Annotated in this window: 15 protein-coding genes; 5 read left to right on the plus strand and 10 right to left on the minus strand. The window is 67.6% G+C overall.

All coding sequences use genetic code 11. The annotated features are described in order from the left end of the window. Positions 1-59: 59 nt before the first annotated feature. From CFB89_RS24315 to CFB89_RS24325, 3 genes are all read right to left on the minus strand, one after another. Positions 60-890 (minus strand): arylamine N-acetyltransferase, encoded by an 831-nt coding sequence (locus CFB89_RS24315; RefSeq protein WP_089470092.1) that lies wholly within the window; start codon positions 888-890, stop codon positions 60-62. Between the two features lie 126 nt (positions 891-1016). Next, positions 1017-1703, minus strand: a complete 687-nt coding sequence (locus CFB89_RS24320; RefSeq protein ID WP_089470093.1) for a hypothetical protein — start codon at positions 1701-1703, stop codon at positions 1017-1019. A 347-nt stretch (positions 1704-2050) separates the two neighbouring features. Beyond that, positions 2051-3535, minus strand: a complete 1485-nt coding sequence (locus CFB89_RS24325; RefSeq protein ID WP_089470094.1) for an amidase — start codon at positions 3533-3535, stop codon at positions 2051-2053. A gap of 332 nt (positions 3536-3867) precedes the next feature. Here CFB89_RS24325 and CFB89_RS24330 point away from each other — a divergent pair, with 332 nt between their 5' ends. The 3 genes from CFB89_RS24330 to CFB89_RS24340 all read left to right on the plus strand — a co-directional run bounded on the left by CFB89_RS24330 (position 3868) and on the right by CFB89_RS24340 (position 5634). Next, the gene (locus tag CFB89_RS24330) at positions 3868-4302 is read left to right on the plus strand and encodes a universal stress protein (RefSeq protein WP_089470095.1); all 435 of its coding nucleotides are present in this window, start codon (positions 3868-3870) and stop codon (positions 4300-4302) included. Positions 4303-4778: 476 nt separating this feature from the next. Continuing rightward, positions 4779-5027, plus strand: coding sequence for a hypothetical protein (locus CFB89_RS24335; RefSeq protein WP_059584900.1), 249 nt, complete (start codon positions 4779-4781; stop codon positions 5025-5027). A gap of 133 nt (positions 5028-5160) precedes the next feature. After that, positions 5161-5634 carry a nuclear transport factor 2 family protein gene (locus CFB89_RS24340; RefSeq protein WP_089470096.1) on the plus strand — a complete coding sequence of 158 codons (474 nt, stop codon included), beginning with the start codon at positions 5161-5163 and terminating at the stop codon, positions 5632-5634. A 28-nt stretch (positions 5635-5662) separates the two neighbouring features. Here the strand turns inward: CFB89_RS24340 and CFB89_RS24345 are convergent, their stop codons facing one another. Next, positions 5663-6427, minus strand: coding sequence for a BPL-N domain-containing protein (locus tag CFB89_RS24345; protein ID WP_089470097.1), 765 nt, complete (start codon positions 6425-6427; stop codon positions 5663-5665). Between the two features lie 405 nt (positions 6428-6832). Between CFB89_RS24345 and acnB the strand changes: the two genes are divergently transcribed. Beyond that, a complete protein-coding gene (gene acnB / locus CFB89_RS24350) occupies positions 6833-9418 on the plus strand; it encodes a bifunctional aconitate hydratase 2/2-methylisocitrate dehydratase (protein ID WP_089470098.1) in 2586 nt (861 codons plus the stop codon). Between the two features lie 115 nt (positions 9419-9533). On the opposite strand, the gene CFB89_RS24355 is transcribed toward acnB, so the two are convergent. Together CFB89_RS24355 and CFB89_RS24360 are read right to left on the minus strand one after the other, a co-directional pair. Further along, the gene (locus CFB89_RS24355; protein WP_089470099.1) at positions 9534-10046 is read right to left on the minus strand and encodes a DUF4274 domain-containing protein; all 513 of its coding nucleotides are present in this window, start codon (positions 10044-10046) and stop codon (positions 9534-9536) included. A 72-nt stretch (positions 10047-10118) separates the two neighbouring features. Next, positions 10119-10532 (minus strand): PPC domain-containing DNA-binding protein, encoded by a 414-nt coding sequence (locus CFB89_RS24360; RefSeq protein WP_089470100.1) that lies wholly within the window; start codon positions 10530-10532, stop codon positions 10119-10121. 218 nt (positions 10533-10750) lie between these two features. Here CFB89_RS24360 and CFB89_RS24365 point away from each other — a divergent pair, with 218 nt between their 5' ends. Further along, positions 10751-11677: an ADP-ribosylglycohydrolase family protein gene (locus CFB89_RS24365; protein WP_089470101.1), complete on the plus strand. Its 927-nt coding sequence runs from the start codon at positions 10751-10753 to the stop codon at positions 11675-11677. A gap of 117 nt (positions 11678-11794) precedes the next feature. Here CFB89_RS24365 and CFB89_RS24370 read toward each other — a convergent pair whose 3' ends face one another. From CFB89_RS24370 to CFB89_RS24385, 4 genes are all read right to left on the minus strand, one after another. Further along, a complete protein-coding gene (locus CFB89_RS24370; RefSeq protein ID WP_089470102.1) occupies positions 11795-12343 on the minus strand; it encodes a GNAT family N-acetyltransferase in 549 nt (182 codons plus the stop codon). Positions 12344-12511: 168 nt separating this feature from the next. Further along, positions 12512-13912 carry an MFS transporter gene (locus CFB89_RS24375; RefSeq protein ID WP_089470103.1) on the minus strand — a complete coding sequence of 467 codons (1401 nt, stop codon included), beginning with the start codon at positions 13910-13912 and terminating at the stop codon, positions 12512-12514. A 37-nt stretch (positions 13913-13949) separates the two neighbouring features. Then, positions 13950-15194, minus strand: a complete 1245-nt coding sequence (locus CFB89_RS24380; RefSeq protein ID WP_089470104.1) for an NAD(P)/FAD-dependent oxidoreductase — start codon at positions 15192-15194, stop codon at positions 13950-13952. After that, positions 15191-16153 (minus strand): VOC family protein, encoded by a 963-nt coding sequence (locus CFB89_RS24385; protein ID WP_089470105.1) that lies wholly within the window; start codon positions 16151-16153, stop codon positions 15191-15193. The genes CFB89_RS24380 and CFB89_RS24385 overlap by 4 nt, the downstream gene beginning before the upstream one ends. Between the last annotated feature and the right edge of the window lie 5 nt (positions 16154-16158).

Genomic DNA, 16158 nt, shown 5'->3' on the forward strand with positions numbered 1-16158 from the left:
CAATGAAGGAGGCGGCCGACTCGATCACGGCGGGCCGCCGTCGGGGGTGTCCGTCCGCGTTACCTCGCGGAGCGCGCCGCAAGCCGCGCGAACAGCGTGTCGAGATCGAATCCCGCCGTGTTGATGCCGATCGTGTCGCGCAGGCACGCGGCCCAGTCGGCGGCATTCTCGAACGTGACCGTGCGCCCGGCCCCCGCCGCGTCGCGCAGCGTCAGCACGGTATTGAGCAGCGCCGCGCGGCCGTCGGGCAGCACGCGGCACGCGATCAGGTCGTTCACGAAGATCGATTCGGGATACGTCGACGTGAACCAGTTCGCCGCGTCGTAATCGATCCATTCGGCCGGCTTCAGCGAGAAGCGGTAGGTCGTGTGCCAGCCGTCGGGAATCTCGAACTGCATGTCGAATTCGCCGTCGACCGGCGCATCGATCACGCGAAACGCGCCGTGCGGCGTCGGTTGCCGCTCGCCCGGCGCGAAGCGCAGCGGCGCGGTCAGCGTCGCGCTGCCGAAGCCGATATCCGCAAGCCACGCCGCGCCGTCGAGGTCGATGCGCAGCAGCATGTGCGTCTGCGCGGTGACGATCTCGGGCGGCCGCATCCAGCGCACACGGGCGATCAGCGGCGTCACGCGAAAACCGATCGTCGTGAGCGCGGTATAGAACAGCTTGTTGAGTTCGAAGCAGTAGCCGCCGCGGCGGCGTTCGATCACCTTGTCGACGATCGCGGGCAGGTCGAGCGCGACACGCGCGCCGGTCAGCGGATTGAGGTTTTCGAACGGAATCGCCTGCGGGTGTAGCAGATGCAGCCGGCGCAGCACGTCGAGCGTCGGCTCGGCCGGGCCGTCGTAGCCGATGCGGGAGAAATAGCGCGAGAGGTCGAACGAGTCAGTCATGAACCGGCACCGATAAAAAGGACCCGTCACGATAGCATCGCGCGAAATCCCCATGTTGTGCGGGACGATCGTCCGGAGCCGGCGTGCGCGATGCCGGCCACGCATCGCACCCGCCGTCGCGCTACGTCACGGCAGCAGCTTCAGCGCGGACGACGCGACCGACGGCACCGAAATGCCCTGGCTCGTCGCGAACTGCACGGCCTGGCTGAGCGTCGCGGCAAGCGACTGCAACTGGCCCGGCGCGCTTTGCGCGATATACGTCGCGGCCTGCATGTTCTGCGGATTCAGGCCCGACTGCAGCAGCGACGCCGCGCTCGTCGAACCGAGATTGCCGAGCCCCGACTGCAGTTGCGAATACTGCGTGAGCCCCTGCCCGAGCGAGGCGAGGCCGTTGCTGAACGCCTGCTTGTCGATCGGGCCGTGCGTGGCGCCGCCGCTCGCGAACGCCTGGCCGAGCGCCTGCGACACCGATTGCTGCGCGCCGCCCATCTGCGACAGCGTGGCGGGCGACAGCACATCGCCGCCGGACAACTGGCTCGCGGCCTGCCGCGCCTGCCCGGCCGCCCCCGTCAGCCCCATCGCCGATGCGAGCGACGACTGGCCGTTCAGCACCTGCTGGTTCGCACCGACATAGGCCTGCAGCAACTGCGCGACACCGCCCTGCGCCGGCGCCGCCTGCTGTTGGCCGCCGCCGAGCAGCGACGCGCCGATCGACTGCAGATCGAGCTGTGCATGTGCGGCGCCGCTCACCAGGATGCCGAACGCGATGCCTGCCGAGGCCAGATACCGGCCCGTCGCGCGAATGTGCTTCATGTGTTTCCCTCGTGCCCGAATGGTCGAGGCGATATTGTCGAAGCGCGTCGCGCGGCGCCGCAACGACTGAAACACATCGAAACGAAATCGCCGCGCGCCGCTGCTTGCAATTCCGGGACCAACGAACGTCGTCGCGCCGATTCGTCCGCGTTTGCGGTGCGATGTCGCGCGCGTGCCGACATTCTTTCTCCGGTTGCGTCAATGGACGCTGGCTCCGGTGTGCGCAGGCGGCCCGACGAAACACCGCCAGAGGCGCGTGTCGCGTCGGGCGATGCGAAGCAAAACCGGCAACGCGTCGCCGCCCGCTTCGTCACCGCGCCGCTACGGCCGGCGTGCCGGCAGCGCCGTTACGCTGCCATCCACGCCGGCAACCGCTCGCCGACCCAATCGGCCGCCTGCTCATAACCGCGCGCAAGCTGCAGCACGGCGAGATCGGCGCGCGGACGCCCGATCAGCTGCATCCCCATCGGCAACCCCGCGTCGTTGAAGCCGACCGGCACGTTCATCACCGGGCAGCCGGCCAGCGTCCACGGTACGACCGTTTCCATCCAGCGGTGGTAGGTATCCATCGCGCGGCCCGCGATCTCCTTCGGCCAGCGCTGGTCGACGTCGAACGGGAACACCTGCGCGGTCGGCGCCGCGATGAAGTCGTAACGGTCGAAGAAGCTCAGCACCGCCTGATGCCACGCGGTCCGTTCGACGCTCGCGTCGAACACCGCCGCGCCCGGCATCGCGAGCAGGCCTTCGACCTCGTAGATCGCCTCGGGCTTCAGCAGCGCGCGGCGCGCCGGGTCGCGATAATGCGCGAGCAGCCCGCCGCCCGACAGCAAGTGCCGGTGCGTGAGCCACAGACGCCAGATCCGGTCGGGCGCGAAGGCCGGCAGCGCCGCATCGACGTCGCAGCCGATCTCGCGCAGCGTCGCCAGCCCGCGCTCGCACTGCGCGAGCACGCCGGCCTCGGTCGCGAGATAGCCGTTCCAGTCGCCGACCCACGCGATGCGCTTGGCGCGCAGGTTCGCGTCGAGCGGCTGCGCGAACACGGCCGGATCTTCCGCGAGCGACAGCGGATCGTTGCGGTCGTAGCCGGCCTGGATCGCGAGCAGTTGCGCGACGTCGCCGACGGTGCGGCCCATCGGCCCTTCGATGCCGAGCTGCTGCATGAACACGTCGACGCCCGGCCAGCGCGGCACGCGGCCCTGCGATGGACGGAAGCCGTAGATATTGCAGAACGCCGCCGGATTACGCAGCGACCCGCCGAAATCGCTGCCGTCCGCCACCGGCAGCATCCGCGACGCGAGCGCCGCCGCCGTGCCGCCGCTGCTGCCGCCCGCGCTCTTCGTCGGGTCGTACGGGTTGCGCGTCGCGCCGTAGACCTCGTTGAACGTGTGCGAACCGAGCCCGAACTCCGGCGTATTCGTCTTGCCGATGAAGATCGCGCCGGCCGCGCGCATCCGCGCGACGCCGACGGAATCGGCCTGCGGCACGTTCTCGCGGAAGATCGGCGAGCCGTAGGTCGTGCGCAGCCCCTTCGTCATCGCCAGATCCTTCGGTGCCTGCGGGATCCCGTGCAGCCAGCCGCGATAGCCGCCGCGCGCCAGCTCCGCATCCTTTTCCGCGGCTTCCGCCAGCAGCGCATCGCGGTCGCGCAGCGCGACGATCGCGTTGATCGCGCCGTTCACGCGCTCGATATGGTCGAGATACGCACGCATCGTCTCGACGCACGAAACCGCCTTGCTGCGGATCGCCGACGCAAGCTCACCAGCCGACAGGCGCACGATCGGATCGACGGAAATGGAAGCGGGAGCGAGAAACTGCGGGGCGCCGTGCGGCATGCGAGGTCTCCTGGGAAGCGGTATCGGGTAGCGCGCCGCCCGGCGGCGGCGGCCGCTCTACTCTACGCGACGCGATCCGGACAACCTCCGATATTTCGCGGCGCAATTCATTGCGGATTCGACTGAATCGCGATGCCGCTGGCGACCGGGGGGGCCGGCGCCGCCGCTCCCTGCCGTTTATGCGCATAAACTTAAATTTCTTATATTTTTAATCGGTGCGTCACGGGACCGCGCGCGTTAACGACATTTTTATGCAGCCAACCGATCTCTTTAGATCGCTTCGTCCGGCCGCCCGCTACGCTGGAAGCACTTCGTTTCCGGGTTCATCGTCCATGCTCAAGCTGCTGGTTCCGGTCGGCCATTCGCCCCGCTCGCTTCAGGCGGTTCGTCACGCGACATTCCTGTATCGCGAGCGCTGCGCGTCGGAGGTCGTGCTGATCAATGTGCAGGCGCCGCTGGAATCGACGCGGCTCGAGGCCTATCACCCGCTGCCGCGGCTGCGCGCGATCGAGACGCAATTCGCGACCGACGATCTCGCGATGGCCGAGCGGATCCTGCGCGATGCGGACGTGAAATTCAGCGTCGTGATGAAGGTCGGCCCGGTGGCCGATACGATCGCGGCCGCAGCGGCCGAGGCCGGCTGCGACGAGATCGTCGTGGCCGCGCCGAGACGCGATCCGCTGCACGCGCTGATGTCAGTGTTTCGGCGCAGCGTCATGGCCCGGCTGGTGCAAATTTCGAACGTGCCGGTGACGGCGGTGCAATGACGGAAAAACGCGTCACGCGTGCGCATCGTGCGCACGCGGTCGCGCGGCGCTCATTTGATGACCTTGCGCCAGAACACGAAATAGGCGGCCGCCGAGGAAGCCAGCAGCAGGATCGCCCACATCGGGGCAAGGCTGATCAGGACGGAAGAGACGTTCAACATTTGGATTCCTCACTATTTCGACAGCGATATTCAACACCTGCGTGCTTGCCGGACCTGACGCGTTGACCTTGCATCGCGCTCCGTCAAATCATGCATGCATGCTATCGCCTTGAACGGCCGCGCGACCGCCGCCGCCCGCCCGTACCCTGACATTCGTCAAACTACCGCGCATTGCCCGCCCGCCGGGCGGCGGCGACGGAAAAACAGGACAGGATCGCCCTGCCGCCACCGCTTTCAGCAGACGTTTACCGGGGGAAGCCCCAAGTGCTTCGTCGAACGTGTCCGCGTTACGCTTGAGCAACGAGGAGACGAACCATGAGACGAGCCGTCCATATCGCCGTTTTTGCCCTGTTGGCCTATCTCATCGGCGATCGCGCGATCCTGCACGCACAGGGCCGCGACGCCAGCCCGCTCGCGTGCGAGCAGGGCGCCGCGCAGGTGAAGGCCGACGCGCTCGGTCGCGGCTTCGGCGAAGCCGCCGCCGGCAGCCAGAGCGAGGCCTTCATGTCGGGCTGCCTGGTGACGGGACGCAGCAGTCAGGACGTTGCGATGGCGGCCCGCTGACGCGTATCATCCCGGCGGCAAGCCGGCTGCGCCCGACGCGGCAAGCGCGGGCGCCGGTTCGCGCTGTCTGCCGCACTTTCCCGATCGATGTTTCGACGGACGTCACCGTCCCTCTCCCTCCTTTACGCCCAAAATGACTGATCCGAACACCGCGTTGATCCAGCGCTTCTACACGGCCTTCCAGCAGCGCGACATCGACGCGATGCTCGCGTGCTATGCCGACGACATCGTGTTCAGCGATCCCGCATTCGGCGAGCTGCGCGGCGAACTGGCGCGCGACATGTGGCGGATGCTGGTCGCGCGGGCGCAGGAGTTCTCGCTGACGTTCGGCGAAGTCGCCGCGGACGACCAGGCCGGCCGCGCGACATGGCGCGCGCAATACCGGTTCGCCGCGACCGGACGGATGGTGGTCAATCGGATCGATGCGCGCTTCCGGTTTCGCGACGGACGCATCGTCGAGCATCGCGACCATTTCGACCTGTGGCGCTGGGCACGTCAGGCGCTCGGGATGAAAGGCGCGTTGCTCGGCTGGACGCCGTTCATGCAGCGCGCGATCCGCGCGCAGGCACGGAAAAATCTCGACGCGTATCGCGCCAAACGGAAATAAATGAACCGCGCCCGCCGCGGCCCCTCCGCTACGGCTTCATCGTCGCGTTGATCAGGTCGTAGGCCATGTCCGGCGCCACGCCGTCCGGATTCTCGAGGCCATTCTGGCGATACCAGCTTTCATCGGCCTCCGGATGCGGGCCGGCGAGGCCGACGCGCCCTTTGCCGTAGCGATACGTGGCGGCCGCGATGTCCTTGTTCGGGTAGATCGCCAGCACGGTCCAGCCGGAGCCGATCGGCGCGACCGGGAGCCTCGCGCCGTCCTGAAAGTAGATCCAGCGCTTTTTCCCGCGCCAGACGACCGGCGTCACCGTGTCGGCAATGCCGTGAAGCGTCGAGCCCGGCCGGTCGACCTCGCCGTCGATATCGCCGGCAACCAGCGCGAAACCCTGCGCGCCGGCCAGGTAGGCGCCCATGCACAGCCCGAGGTATCGGCCGCCGTTCGCGACGTATCGCCGCACGGCCCGCATTTCATTTCGGCCGATGCCGGCTGCCGCGCCGGGAATGTCCTGCCCGCCGCCGGGCTGCACGTAGAGCGCCGCACCGGCGAGCGCCGCGGGCGTGATCTTGAGTTTTTCCGCCGGCCCCACGTAGACCACCCGGAACCGCTGATCCGATTCCCGCAGGCGTCTGGCGATGGTTTCGGCGCACCCGTCGCACGCGGCAGGACCGCGATAGACCAGCGCGACCGGCCGGCTCGCCGCCTCCCGCGCTTCGTCGCCGGGCGTGGCCGCGTGAACGGCCGGCGACGCAACGAGCGCCGCCATCAGGAAAATCGCGTCTCTGGAGTGCATGTCGCGGATCGCCGGAGTCAAGGGAATCGCTACCGCCCGGGCCGAATCGACCGGCGCGCGACGACTTCCGCCTCACGTTCCGGCACCCGATTGCAAGCTGCGTGACGGCAAGCGTAGCGGCCCGAACGCGCCCGGTGTGTGCCGTTTCCTGCGGCCTTGTGCAGATATGTGCGCCACCGGCGACCTCAACCGACACCGCGCACCCGCCCGCCGCCCCCGCCCGACAAGGCCGCCCCGCCATGCAGCCGCGCCGCCCGTCTTTCGCCTCACCAAGTCTTATATAAGACATAAGACATTTGACGTTCCAGACCATTGAGATTAGAATCCCGCTCAAAGCAGTGCCTGGAATAGCCCCGGAGTGCCGGCAAGGCCTTCCCCTCAAACGCAATATCAGCAGGTCTCCCCATGCTTGAAAACTTTCGTGCTCACGTGGCCGCCCGCGCCGCGCTCGGTATTCCTCCCCTGCCGCTGACGGCTCAGCAGACCGCCGAACTGGTCGAATTGCTGACGAACCCGCCTGCCGGCGAAGAGCAGACGCTGCTCGAGCTGATCACCCATCGCGTGCCCGCCGGCGTCGACGAAGCCGCCCGCGTGAAGGCCGGCTTCCTGGCCGCCGTCGCGAAGGGCGAGACGGCCTGCCCGCTGATCTCACGCGAACGCGCGACCGAGCTGCTCGGCACGATGCTCGGCGGCTACAACATCCAGCCGCTGATCGAGCTGCTGTCCGACGAAGCCGTCGCCGCGGTCGCCGCCGACGCGCTGAAGAAAACCCTGCTGATGTTCGACCAGTTCCATGACGTGAAGGAACTCGCCGACCAGGGCAACGCGCATGCGAAGGCCGTGCTGCAGAGCTGGGCCGACGCCGAATGGTTCACGAGCCGTCCGGAAGTGCCGCAAAGCCTGACCATCACCGTGTTCAAGGTGACGGGCGAAACCAACACCGACGATCTGTCGCCGGCGCCGGACGCCACCACCCGCCCGGACATCCCGATGCACGCGCTGGCGATGCTGAAGAACGCGCGCCCGGGCATCACGCCGGAAGAAGACGGCAAGCGCGGCCCGGTCAAGTTCATCGAATCGCTGAAGGAAAAGGGGCACCTGGTCGCCTACGTCGGCGACGTGGTCGGCACCGGCTCCTCGCGCAAGTCGGCCACCAACTCGGTGCTGTGGTTCACCGGCGAAGACATCCCGTTCGTCCCGAACAAGCGTTTCGGCGGCGTGTGCCTCGGCGGCAAGATCGCCCCGATCTTCTACAACACGATGGAAGACGCCGGCGCGCTGCCGATCGAGCTCGACGTGTCGCAGATGAACATGGGCGACGTGGTCGAACTGCGCCCGTACGAAGGCAAGGCGCTGAAGGACGGCAAGGTCATCGCCGAATTCCAGGTCAAGTCCGACGTGCTGTTCGACGAAGTGCGCGCCGGCGGCCGCATTCCGCTGATCATCGGCCGCGGCCTGACCGCGAAGGCGCGTGAAGCGCTCGGCCTCGCGCCGTCGACGCTGTTCCGCCTGCCGCACCAGCCGGCCGACAGCGGCAAGGGCTTCTCGCTCGCGCAGAAGATGGTCGGCCGCGCGTGCGGCCTGCCGGAAGGCCAGGGCGTGCGCCCGGGCACGTACTGCGAACCGAAGATGACCTCGGTCGGCTCGCAGGACACCACGGGCCCGATGACCCGCGACGAACTGAAGGATCTGGCCTGCCTCGGCTTCTCGGCCGACCTCGTGATGCAGTCGTTCTGCCACACCGCCGCCTATCCGAAACCGGTCGACGTGAAGACGCACCAGACGCTGCCGAACTTCATCAGCACGCGCGGCGGCATCGCGCTGCGCCCGGGCGACGGCGTGATCCACTCGTGGCTGAACCGCATGCTGCTGCCCGACACCGTCGGCACCGGCGGCGATTCGCACACGCGCTTCCCGATCGGCATCAGCTTCCCGGCGGGTTCGGGCCTGGTCGCGTTCGCGGCCGCCACCGGCACGATGCCGCTGGACATGCCGGAATCGGTGCTGGTCCGCTTCAAGGGCAAGATGCAGCCGGGCGTCACGCTGCGTGACCTCGTCAACGCGATTCCGCTGTACGCGATCAAGCAAGGCATGCTGACGGTCGCCAAGCAAGGCAAGAAGAACATCTTCTCGGGCCGCATCCTCGAAATCGAAGGCCTGCCCGACCTGAAGGTCGAGCAAGCGTTCGAGCTGTCCGATGCGTCCGCCGAGCGCTCGGCGGCCGGTTGCACGGTGCACCTGAACAAGGAACCGATCATCGAATACCTGAACAGCAACGTCACGCTGCTCAAGTGGATGATCGCGCAGGGCTACCAGGATCCGCGCAGCCTGCAGCGCCGTATCGCGGCGATGGAACAGTGGCTGGCCGACCCGCAACTGCTGTCGCCGGATGCCGACGCCGAATACGCGGCCGTCATCGAGATCGACCTCGCCGACATCCACGAGCCGATCGTCGCCTGCCCGAACGACCCGGACGACGTGAAGACGCTGTCCGACGTCGCGGGTGCCAAGATCGACGAAGTGTTCATCGGCTCGTGCATGACCAACATCGGCCACTTCCGTGCGGCGTCGAAGCTGCTCGAAGGCAAGCGCGACATCCCGGTCAAGCTGTGGGTCGCGCCGCCGACCAAGATGGACCAGAAGCAGTTGACGGAAGAAGGTCACTACGGCGTGTTCGGCACGGCCGGCGCGCGCACCGAAATGCCGGGCTGCTCGCTGTGCATGGGTAACCAGGCCCAGGTGCGCGAAGGCGCGACGGTCATGTCGACGTCGACCCGCAACTTCCCGAACCGCCTCGGCAAGAACACGAACGTGTACCTCGGTTCCGCTGAACTGGCCGCGATCTGCTCGCGTCTGGGCAAGATCCCGACCAAGGAAGAGTACATGGCCGACATGGGCGTGCTCACCGCCAACGGCGACAAGATCTACCAGTACATGAACTTCGACCAGATCGAGGACTTCAAGGAAGTGGCCGACACCGTGCAGCTGTAAGCACGCAGTCGGGCGGCGGCGGGTGGTCGACGTCGCAGCGCACTGAAAGGCGTCGCGGGCTGAAAGGCCGCGGCGCCTTTTTTTTGTGCGTCAGCGACCGGACGCGCCCGCGGGGTCAGTCGTACAGCGCGTGCAGCCGCTCGACCACGTCGAACGGCAAGCCTTCGTCATACCCGTCGGCTTCGTCGAGATCGACGTACTCGCGCCCGTCGGTCGGCTGCAGCATCAGTGCCGGCACGGGCCGCGCGACCGGTACGTCCGGATAATCGTTCGGCCCCGCGCCATCGAAGTCGTGCGGATCGAACCAGATGCCGTGATTGGCGTAATAGCCGTCTGCGTAACGTTGCTCGATGTCGCGCAGCAGCCGAAACGTATCGAGTTGATACGACGCGTCGCCCAGATCGCTTTCGCTCGCATACTGCACAAACCACGCGGCGCCGAGATTCCAGTAGATCAGCAATGCGGTCGCGCGATCGACGTTGCGGTTGTCCAGCAGCCAGCGCAACGCGCGGCCGTTGCCGTCGTAATTGGAGCGTGCGGCGAACCGGTGCCACTGCTCGGGCGTCGCGCCTTCGAGCCAGGCCCGGACGATGTCCCACGCTTGCTGTTCGATTTCGGTATCGTCCATGGATTGCGCTTGGCGGAATGAGCGGTAACGGGAAAGTCTTCGATGACCGGCGATTCTAGCGCCGCTGCCCCTTTATGCCGGGTCGCCACCCGACACGCGACGGATCACCAGTTCGTTGAAGCCAGTGCCCGCATCCGGCTCGCGCGAGAAGCGATGCGCGGGCAGCAGCGCGAGCAGGATCTCGGCCGTCGTGCGCACCACGCAGCCGCTCGCGACGTGGCCGCCCGTCACGCGGCCGGCTGCATCGGAGATCGACATATGAAGGTGTGCGCCGTCCGGCGATACGGAGCCGGCCAGCGTCAGGATTTCGAGGTCTCCGCGCAGCTCGGTCGGCCGATCGACGCCGGCGAAGCGCAACTGCGCGACGCTCAGGCTGCCGATGCCCTGGATCACGAAGGCCGCAGGCGCTTCAAGCTGGTGTAGCGCTGCCTCGATGGCGCCGCGCAGATCGTCGCCGGGAGAAAGGCGCAAAGGATGGGCATGCATGGTCGATTCCTGCGGACGGACTGTCGATTCGACCAAGGGTACGTTCGGGGGCGGCATCCGGCAAGTCGCCGACCCTGACGAACACCGCCCCGCCTCTTCTCGGCGCACTCGCATGATTTCTCTCCGGCCGCAACGCCATCGGCTAGGCATGCGGACGCGATTGGTCTAGTCTGCACGGTATTTCGCGACGCAAGCCCTCCCGACCCGAACCCTCTCCGATGACAGTCATTCCGAACCGACGATCCCGCCTGCGCGGCGGCCTGCTTGGCCTGCTGATCGGCGACGCGCTCGGCGTGCCGTACGAATTCCACGACGCCGCTTCGATCCCGCCGCCTGCCGCGATCGACATGATTGCGCCGCCGGGCTTCGCACGCGCGCACGACGGCGTGCCGCCCGGCACCTGGAGCGACGACGGTGCGCAGGCGCTCGCGCTGCTCGACGCACTGCTGCACGAGCACGACCTGAATCTCGATACGTTCGCCGGCAACCTGCTGGACTGGTTTCAGCGCGGTGCATTCACGCCGGACGGCCGCGTGTTCGACGTCGGCCTGCAGACGCAACGCGCGTTCCATGCGCTGGCGGCCGGCGCCGCGCCCGCAGTGGCCGGGCCCCGCGACGAGCGCGACAACGGCAACGGTTCGCTGATGCGCTGCTTCCCCGTCGTGATGGTCGCCGCGTCGCGCGACGACGCGATCCGGCTCGCACACAAGCAGAGCGTCGTCACGCATGGCCACGTACGTTCGCAGCTTTGCTGCGCGCTCTATTGCCTGACGGCGCTGGGGATCGTCGATGGCCGGCCCGCGCCCGATGCGGTGCGCGCAGCCGAGGACGAACTGCTCGCGCGCCACGAAGGCACGGCCGACGAAATCGAACTGAAGACCGTGCTCGACGGCCGCTTCGACGCGCCGCAAGGATCCGGCTATGTGGTCGACAGCTTCTGGTCGGCGATCCATTGTCTGCTGTCGACGGGCAGCTACGAGGACTGCGTGAAGCGCGCGATCGCGCTCGGCAACGACACGGATACGACGGCGGCCATCGCGGGCGGCCTCGCCGGCGCGCTGTACGGCGAACAGGCGTTGCCCGAGCGATGGATTGCAGCGCTGCGCGGGAAAGACAAGGTCGAGGGCTGGCTCGCGAAGCTGTGAATGCAACCACCGGCCGGCCGTTGAATCGAAGCGGGCTGGCCGAATCCGGTTGCGCCGCGCGATTGCGTCAGCGCGTGCGCGCTCGTCCCGGTCGGAAAACAGACCACCGCGGCAGCATCAGCCGCGATCGCTTGCCAGCAACCCGTACAGCGCGCTGTCCGACACTTCGTCGCCGACGATCCAGCGTTCGCGCAGCAGCCCTTCCCGCACGAAACCCAGCCGTTCGAGCAGCCGCGCCGACGCGACGTTGCGCGGATCGATATCGGCCTCGAGCCGGTTCAGCCGCAACGTGCCGAATGCATGCTCGAGCACGGCCGACGCCGCTTCGCGCATATACCCGCCGCGCCAGAACGCGCGCCGCAGGCTGAAGCCGATCTCGGCGCGCCGGCATTGCGCATTCGCATGGAACAGCACGCACTCGCCGAGCGCCTCGCCGGTTTCCCGCAGTTCGAGCACGCAGGTCAGGCTCTCCCCGCTCGCGGACGTCTGCACGTTGCGCGCGACGCGCGCCTCGGCCTGCTCGATTTCCGTCATCGGCGAGAACGAGAAATAGCGCATCGCTTCCGCATCGGACCAGATCTCGAAGAAGGCCGGTGCGTCGGCGTCGCGAAGCGGCCGCAGCACGAGGCGGGAGGTATTCAGCGTGACGGGTTCGAACAGGGGCATGGCGGCGGTCTGAAAAAATGGGGACCGTGAATTAGAGCACGTAAGCCGTGCGGCAGCCATGGCGCCCGTTCGCAACGCTCGACATGAAACGACCGAACCACCGCGAAATAAAAAGCCCGGGGCGCATCGCCCCGGGCCCGAGCACCTCATCCGTTACCGGCGGCGCGCTTACGCCTCGAGCGCCTCCAGCACCTTCCCTTTCGTCTCGATCCCGACGAAATGCACGGTCAGCGCGGCGATCAGCGGCACCACGCCGATCAGATAGAACGCCGGCGCGAGGTTCCCGCCGATGATCGCATGCGGCACGACCATGGGCGCGACGAACGACGCGATCTTCAGCCACGCGCTGCCGAGCCCGCAGCCCGCCGCGCGGATGCTCGTCGGATACTGCTCCGGCGTGTAGACGTACGCGGTAATGAACCCCGACGCCATCAACCCGAGCGACAGCGAACAGAAGACCGCGACCACGTACACCGACGACGCGTGATAAATACCCGCGAGCGCCAGCGACAGCGCGCACAGCACGAACGACCACACGATCACCGGCTTGCGGCCGAGCTTGTCGACCAGCAGCGCGGAGGCCAGCGACCCGAGCACGCCCATTACCGAGCCGATCACGGCGAGGTTCAGCGCGAGTTGCAGCGGCGCGTGATAGAAGTTCTTGTAGATCGTCGGCAGCCACGTCGACAACCCGTACTGGATGAACCCGCAGGTTGCCCACAGCGTCGCCACCGCGAGCGTGCGCTTGCGATACGCGGCGCGGAACAGATCGCTCATCCGGCGCCTCGGATGCTGGCGCACCATCTCGTCGAACGCAGCCGCGTGCGTGACCGGCGGCAGCTCGCCGCGTACCGACCCTTCGAACACGCCGACCGCGCGCCCGGCTTCCGCGAGGCGCCCGCGCGACGCGAGCCAGCGCGGCGATTCGGGCACGAGGCGCGTGAGCACGAGCGACAGGATCAGCGGCAGCCCGCCGACGAAGTACATGATCTCCCAGCCGAAGCGCGGCACGAGCCACGCGCCGAGCGCCATCGACACCAGCAGGCCGATCGGAAACACGATCTCGTACAACAGCACGAAACGGCCTCGGCCATGCGCGCGCGTGATCTCGTTGATGTACGTCGCGGCGACCGGCAACTCGCCGCCGAGCCCGATTCCCTGCAGAATCCGCAGCAACACGAAGATCTCGAACGTCGGCGCGAAGCCGCATGCGATGCTCGTGATGCCGATCACGGCCGAGCTCCACGCGATCGCTTTCACGCGGCCATGCTTTTCCGCGAGCGCGGGAAACAGGAACGCGCCGATCAGTTGGCCGATCGCGCCGGACGCGATCAGCATGCCGATCTGCGTCGGCGACAACCCCCACTTGTGAATCAGCAGCGGCAGCGTCGCCGCGATCGTGATCACGTCGAAGCCGTCGAAGAACGTCGCGGTGCCGATCAGCACGCGCGCGCGGATCTGCATCGCATTGGCCGGAAGCCGCTCGAGCCGCGCGATGATCGCGCCGGGCGTGGAGGCGGCAGCTTCCATCGTGGCCCTGCCGGCCACGACGTTGTCGAAAGTGCTCATGCGGGGTGTCTCCTGGGTCTCTTTCCGGGCGGGCCGGTCAGGCAAGCGCTTGGGTCGTGTCCGCCAGGGCGGCCGTATCCACTGCCCGGCCCTGGTTCATCCACTTGCGCGCGAGCTTCAGCTCACGTGCGTTGTTCACGGCGATGACACCTCTCACATGCCCGTCGCCCACAAAAAACAGCGTCGCACGACGCGCGGCGAGATCGCCGCGCACGACGAGCCGCGCATCGGCCGGCAGATCGCCGAGGATCTGCAGGTTCACGTCGTACTGATCGGACCAGAACCACGGAATCTCCGCGTACGGTGCACGCACGCCGAGGACGGCCTTCGCCGCCGCGATCGCCTGGTTCTGCGCGTTGGCCCACGATTCGAGCCGCACGCGGCGCTTCAGCCAGCCGTTGTGATGGTTCGCGACGTCGCCGCACGCGAAGATCGACGGGTCGCTCGTCGCACCGTATTCGTCGACGACGATGCCGTCGTCGACCGCGAGCCCCGCATCGCTCGCGAGCGACGCGTTCAGCGCGAGGCCGATGCCGGCCACCGCGAAATCGGCGTCGATCGTCGTGCCGTCGGCGAGCGTCGCGCGCACCTTCGATGCGTCGCCGGGCTGCGCATCGAGCGATTCAAGTGCCGCGCCGAGTCGCACGTCGACACCGTTCGAACGATGCAGGTCGAGCAGGAAGTCGGACACGACCCGCGGCACCGAGCGGCCGCACAGGCGCGGCGCGCCTTCGACGACCACCGCGTCGACGCCGAGCTTGCGCGCGGTCGCCGCGACTTCGAGGCCGATCCAGCCGCCGCCGATCACGAGCACGCGCCGGCTCGCGCGCAGCTTCTCGCCGAGCGCGGCCGCTTCGTCGAGCGTGCGCAGGTAGTGCAGGTTCGGCGTGTGGACGAGCGCATCGGGCAAGCGGCGCGACGTGCCGCCGGTTGCGATCACGAGCCGGTCGTATTCGATCTCGCGACCGCCCTCGGTTTTCACCAAGCGACGTGCGCGATCGATCGACGCCGCGCGTTCCGGCTGCCACGCTTCGACGTTCAGCGCGTCGAATTCGTCGGGGCGCACGACGCGCACGGTCTCGATGTCGGCGTCGCCGGCCAGCACGGCCTTCGACAGCGGCGGCCGCTCGTACGGCAGATGCGGCTCGTCGGCGATCATCACGAGACGGCCCGTGTAGCCTTGCGCGCGCAGCGTCTTCAGCACCCAGCCGGCCGCCTGGCCGCCGCCGATCACGACGACCGTGCCCGGCGCGGGCTGCGCGGGCGTATTCGTTTCGGTCATGATTTCCGCTCCGTCATGAACTTGCCTTCCGGCGCCTTCGCGTTCTTCTGCCGGCGCGTGTTGCCGTCGAGGCCGCCGTCGAAGGCCCATTCGGCGAACACGGTCGGGCCCGGCTCGAATTCGCGCGGCTGCCATTCGGGCGTCAGCACGTCTTCGTCCGCGTAGTATTCGATCAGCGCGCCGGCCGGGTTCCGGAAGTACCAGAAGTACGCGGACGACACCGGATGACGCCCCGGGCCGAGTTGCGTTTCCCAGCCGCAGCGGTCGATGTGCATGCCGCCGCCGAACACTTCGTGGATGTCGCGCACGGTAAACGCGACGTGGTTCAGGCCACGCTTGCCGTTCGGCAGCGCGAGCAGGAACAGGTCGTGGTGGCCGCCATGCGGCGCGCAGCGCATGAACGCGCCGCGGCCCGGATAACGGTCCGACGTCTCGAAGCCGAGCAACTCGTGATAGAACGTTTCCTGCGCGTCGAGGCAATTCGTGAAGAACACGACGTGCCCGACTTCGACCGGCTCCGCACGCGCATAGATCGGGCTCGGCTGGTCGACGCGCAGCGTCTGGCCCCACACGTTCGACGGCGAGCCCGTGATGTCGAGCGCGCGCTTGCGCGTGACTTCGACGCGGATCGCCATCCCGTTGGGGTCGATGCAGCCGACCGCCTCGTCCTGGGCGTAGTAGCCGGGCTGGCCGGCCAGCTTCGTGCGCAGTGCGTCGAGTTCGCGCTGCGTCGCGACGCCCCACGTGACTTCCCGCAGCGTCGGGCCTGCTTCGAACGCGGGCGGCAGCGACGGATCGTCGGCTTTCACGACGAGCACGGTGCAGCCGTTCATCGTTTCGAAACGCGCACGCGTGTCGTCGTGCGCGACTTCCTTCAAACCCCAGTCGGCGAAAAAGCGCCGGCAGTTTGCGAGGTCGTCGACACCGTACGTGATCTGCTCGATTCCCAAGATGCTCATTGCGT

This window comes from Burkholderia sp. AU16741 (genome assembly GCF_002223345.1).
GTDB classification, from domain to species: domain Bacteria; phylum Pseudomonadota; class Gammaproteobacteria; order Burkholderiales; family Burkholderiaceae; genus Burkholderia; species Burkholderia sola.